General features: G+C 46.0%; 4 protein-coding genes. 3 read left to right on the top strand and 1 reads right to left on the bottom strand.

What is annotated here, in order from left to right; all coding sequences use genetic code 11:
• Both Q0668_RS05520 and Q0668_RS05515 read left to right on the top strand, forming a co-directional pair.
• Positions 1-1,172: hypothetical protein (locus tag Q0668_RS05520; protein ID WP_298861039.1), on the top strand; the 1,172-nt coding region annotated here is incomplete at its 5' end.
• A 157-nt stretch (positions 1,173-1,329) separates the two neighbouring features.
• Positions 1,330-1,827 (top strand): hypothetical protein, encoded by a 498-nt coding sequence (locus Q0668_RS05515; protein WP_298861036.1) that lies wholly within the window; start codon positions 1,330-1,332, stop codon positions 1,825-1,827.
• Here the strand turns inward: Q0668_RS05515 and Q0668_RS05510 are convergent.
• Entirely contained in the window at positions 1,812-3,350 is a 1,539-nt protein-coding gene (locus tag Q0668_RS05510; protein ID WP_298861033.1) for a M20/M25/M40 family metallo-hydrolase, read from the bottom strand. The genes Q0668_RS05515 and Q0668_RS05510 overlap by 16 nt on opposite strands.
• A gap of 373 nt (positions 3,351-3,723) precedes the next feature.
• On the opposite strand from Q0668_RS05510, the gene Q0668_RS05505 reads away from it, so the two are divergent.
• Positions 3,724-5,218: hypothetical protein (locus tag Q0668_RS05505; RefSeq protein WP_298861030.1), on the top strand; the 1,495-nt coding region annotated here is incomplete at its 3' end.

The raw sequence follows: 5,218 nt of genomic DNA, 5'->3' as shown, positions 1-5,218 counted from the left end.
ATGGCGCAAATTACGTGCCAAAGCGAGGGAAGTCATCTGGGAAATGCGGGATTAAAGCAGAAACAGATCTGCCTCCGGAAAACATCTTGATGGCGGCCACTCATACACATTCCGCCACGCGTGCCAGCAACCCGAATTATCATGGGTTTCTTTCACGTCGTATTGCCGACTGTGTGCGTCGTGCGTTGGAGAACAGACGACCTGCTAGAATTGGCTGGGGTGGAATCGATGAATCCTCCGAAGTTTTCAATCGTCGCTGGTACACGACAAATCCGGATTTTTGCAAAAATCCCTTTGGTGGTGTTGATACCGTTCGCATGAATCCGCCGCGCGGCAATGCTGCTCTGGTCAAACCGGCGGGTCCGATTGATCCGGAAATTTCATTCATCAGTGTGCAGTCACTGGAGGGTAAGCCGCTTGCTTTGCTTGCAAATTACTCACTGCATTATGTCGGAGGTGTAAACAAAGGTGAAATCTCCGCTGACTACTTTGGTATCTTTTCTGAGAAGATTGGCTCAATGATTGGCGCTGATCCAGATCAGCAACCTTTTGTAGGCATGCTTTCAAACGGAACGAGCGGAGACATCAACAATATCAATTTCCGTAAATCAAGCAAACGCATGAAGTCTTATGAAAAGATGACACAAGTCGCTGACCTGGTCGCATCAAGAGTCGCCGAAGCATATAAAAAGATCAAATACAAAACCTGGGTTCCCCTTGGTATTGCCAGCAGTGAATTGACTCTAAGGATTCGCAAACCGGATGCAGAAATGCAGGCTTATATTAAACAAGTAATGGCAAAACCCGAGGACGCGCCTCAACATCATCGTTATGAACGGAATTATGCAGGCCGTGTTCAAAAACTGCTGGAAGGTCCTGACGAAATGACGGTCTTACTTCAGGCGGTGAGAATTGGCGATTTATGTGTGGCTGCAATCCCCTTTGAAACCTTTTGCGAAATCGGCCTGGAACTCAAAGACAAAACTCCATTCGAAGATGCGTTCACGATTGAGATTGCCAATGGATACAATGGCTATCTGCCCACTCCTGCCCAGCATAAACTGGGTGGATATGAAACCTGGATGGGTACCAATCGCGTGCAGAAAGATGCCTCAGAGAAAATCGTTGCTATCATTCTGAAGTTGATGGGAGAATTGAATCAAAAGAAGTAAGACCGAAATTGTAAAAGGGAATGACTCATCTCACGGAAAATACTGCATTTTGTGTCTGTATTTTTTATGACAGAAGAGCAAAAAGATTAGTTTCAATTGTAGCGGCAGACGCTACAATGCGGTTTCTGTCAGATCTCATCATGAAGTGGGGAGCGTCATGGCCAAACGACCAAAACGACTGATGTATGCAGGAGGGGGCGTATTAATTCTGGGGATCATTCTGGGACAGTTTTTTGGTCTGACCCCTGGCATCAATACAGGTTCGGGTGACGGAGAAGAAAAAACAGAGCCCGCTGAAGATCCGCGAACGATTTTAGCATCGACGGAATCTGACGTCGTGCCTGTACTCATCCAACCGGAACCAAAACATAAGACGCTGGCAGAACTCCCACTCAAAGTTCTGGACATCCTGATTGATAATCGCAGCTACCTGATCAAGGCATCCTCTCAGTCCCAGGACCGTTATCAACCAGCAGAAATGAAACAAATCATTCAGCAAGCCAACCGGACCATCGGAGACGAAGACGGCATTCGGATACGCGTTTATCGCAAAGGCTCTGCGCGTGTCATACCAGAATCACTGCTGAAGGATGAATTGAAGAAAGCGGGATTAGCGCCGCAAATGATTGACTGGAAAAATCATCTTGTCGATTGAATCTCAATTTTTCTCAATAACCCTTCGCGGTCCACTAATACGTTGAATGGCAGCGGTATCGTAGTGGCTCGTTTTTGGAATTCATCGCTGCTCTTAAATGGTTTGTCCCCGATTTCATAAATTCGATCATTTATTTTCAACTGAGCCAGATCAGCGGGTGATGATTTTACGACGTCGGAAATGACGACAACCGTTGGTTCGGACTCATCAGTTTTCCATTCGATTCCCAATCTGACTGGTTCTCCTTTTAACTCGATGGCCATTTTCAGCGATTTCTCTTCCATCGATCTCCTGATTTGCAGAGTAATTTTCCTGGGAGCACTGCGTATCAAAGCGGCGAACCCTTTATCCGACACGGGAGATTTCCCATCAATTGTCAAGATTTCATCGCCCACTTTCAATCCCGCTTTTTCCGCGACGGAATTGGAGAGTACCTGAGTGATCACCAGGTTTCCCTGTATATATTTTTCAGGATTCCAGGCGATTCCCAGTCGGGGAGGAGTGGATTTATCCACGCGTGCCTGTTGATCAATGCCATCCAGGATATCGCGGTCGGCGTTGCGGAATTCCGGTTTTTCTGTTTGAAGAGAGAAGTCCAGTGAAAGCTGAGCTAATAGTTGTGCACACTTTTTCGCACCCGCAAAATCAATTTTGTGGGGATCATCTTCAGGTCGGTGATAGTCCGCATGTTTACCGGTATGCAGCATTAGGAAGGGAATGCCTTTCTGATAAAAGGGCCAATGGTCACTATCGGGACGAATGGCGCTGTCAAATCGCATTTTAATTCCGGTCTCGCGATGATTACATTTAACGGCAAAGGAACGTAATCCAAGGGCTGATCGTGAACCAAACAAATTGAGAGCTTTACCTTTAAGACGGCCCACCATATCCAAATTGAGATAGATGGCGATTTGATCGAGGGGAATATTTGGATAATTGACCCAATGCTTCGAGCCTAGTAAACCCATTTCCTCAGCATCCCAAAATACGAACATCAATGAACGTCGCGGAACTTCTTTGTGTTGTGAAATTGCGGCGATGACTTCCAGAAGAGCAGACGTGCCACTGGCATTGTCATCGGCTCCATTATGAATCTGGCCAATCCCTCCTCGACTGTTGGAAGGTTTTCCGTATCCAACGTGGTCATAATGCGCACCGATCACAACATATTCTTTTTTCAATTCCGGATCGTTGCCTGGAATAATGCCAATGATATTCCGATAGCCACCCTCAAATTCCTGGAAATAGCCCTCTTCGCCCATACCCGGTTTGACACCATGTTTCTGAAGAAAGCCGCGAATATAAGTGCCGGCTGCCTGCCCTCCCTGTGAGCCTGCTTCTCTTCCCTCTAAGGAATCACTGGCCAGAAACTCGATATGCGATTTGAGTTTTTCCGCCGTAATCGAATTCACAACCGCTTTATAAGCTGCTGCTGGATAACTCGTTTCAGCCTGGACGAAATGACAGACTCCCACTAGCACGACGAGGTTGCTTAGTAGCCAGTATAATAAACGAGTTCGCACTGATTTCTGTCGATGGAGAAGCTTGCGTGATCGATCAGAGGCGGAATAATGTAGCGGGGTCAATTGTTCGTTCACTCTGATCAATTTCTAGATATAATGGGGCTGAGGGAGCTTAAACGACAACCTATTTTTACTTCTCTTCTTATCTTTGACCAGGGAAGTGTACATAAGCTGTTACCACAAAGAGGTCTCAGCTTCGTTACAACGACTGGTATTGCATATATTTACGAATTTTCGATAAAACTCACACTGCGTAATGAGAACAATTACCGGCAATTATTGCTGCTAAAAGTCTCTTGGTGAATAACTTAGAGTACGCGACTTTTCATCGAGATGCAAATCTGTTTGATAATTAACGACAGGCAAGGAAGCCATGACACGTTTGTTCGCTCAAAATCTGCTCAAATATTCGCTTCAAATTCTACGAGAGCGATTGGGAATTCTCTTTCTTACGGGGTGGATTTGTGGAGTCTATCTCTTTTCCTGTATCCAACGATTCCAAGCATTTGTCGGCGATAGTCCGGAAGTCTTTGTCGGAATGGGATTAGCGGTAGCCATCGGGATCTGGCTTGGTCTGCCTGCATCGGCGGCGTTGTCTAACAGGGAATCAGAATCGACTACTGAGTCGAATCCTGATGTAGGAAAAATGAGCATTACTTTTTTCGTATTGTCACTCTGGTCGCTTTGTTTTCCAATGCTTTTGAATCAGTTGAATCAGGTATTGCATTTGGTAACGGTTCAACAAATCTCGAATTTCGTTTTTTTAACAGGCCTGATGACGCTGGCTGCAATGGCTCTCATTATGCCTGCTGTGTTCTGGTGCAGTCGCCTGTTCTGGTTGACAGCAAAGAATACGGGCTTCGATCTTAATACGAGCTTACAACTGAATCGGCATGTTGCCCGTTATCTGACAGGCATCGGATTGGCACTCATCACAGCCGCTTATTGGATCGTACCCTTGTTCGGTTGGAATGTTTCTCTGATCTTACCGGTCGGAATGGTATTTGTTTTGTGTTGCGGTCCGTGGATTCTAGCTTACGCAAAACCCTACCTTCCGGAGACGCCCCAGTGGCTTAAAGTCGATTCTGCAAAAGCAGAGTTAGAACCTCTTTTTAAGCCGAGTGAAAATGATCAGCGGGAATCTGCATCGATCGTTCCCCTGATGATACGCGGTTGTAGTTTTCCAGTCAGTCTGGCTGTGGGGATTCTATTTGTCATGCTGAGTCGTGTGCTCTTTCAGCTCTATCCCGATTCACTTTATCTGAAAGTCACAATCTGGGCCGCTTTCTTATGTGGTATTGGCGCTGCCTTTTCATTCATCCGCTCGCGCGGGATAACACAACAGATACAGACTGCTGCCTGTCTCTCATTAGGAACGGGTATTATTGGCGTCAGTTGCCTGGCTCTCTTTCCGCTACTGGTCTCCTGCATGCTCTATGCAAACGCATATATTGAAATTGCCCAGATCCTGGCTGTGGTACGAGGCGGATTAACTGCGATTGTCTTTTCACTTTTAGGATGGTGCTGGGGTGGTTGGTTAAACTTAGCGATTCAAACCCGACAGATGAAAACAGATCCCTTTACCATCTATACACTTCCTGTTTGGCAGCCTTTCTGTTTTCTGGCAGGAATCTTTTTCAGTTTCTGGCTCATAGGGGGTGGCATTGCAGATGTTAAAACGATCATCGTTTTGACTTCACTTGGTTTACTCTGCCTGACTGCAGTTGTGTGGTTTTCTCATCTGCGAATTCCAAAAACTCGATTTCAACTTTCGATGGGAATTTTCAGTTTGGCGGTTCTCATCCTTGGTTTCGTGTTTCATCAGAATTATGACGTCCGTCATTCAGCGAAATTATTGTTTGCAACAA

It is taken from the genome of uncultured Gimesia sp. (assembly GCF_937910335.1).
Taxonomy (GTDB): Bacteria; Planctomycetota; Planctomycetia; order Planctomycetales; family Planctomycetaceae; genus Gimesia.
Note: the sequence above shows the minus strand (reverse complement) of the source record. Positions and strands in the feature narration are given on the sequence as shown.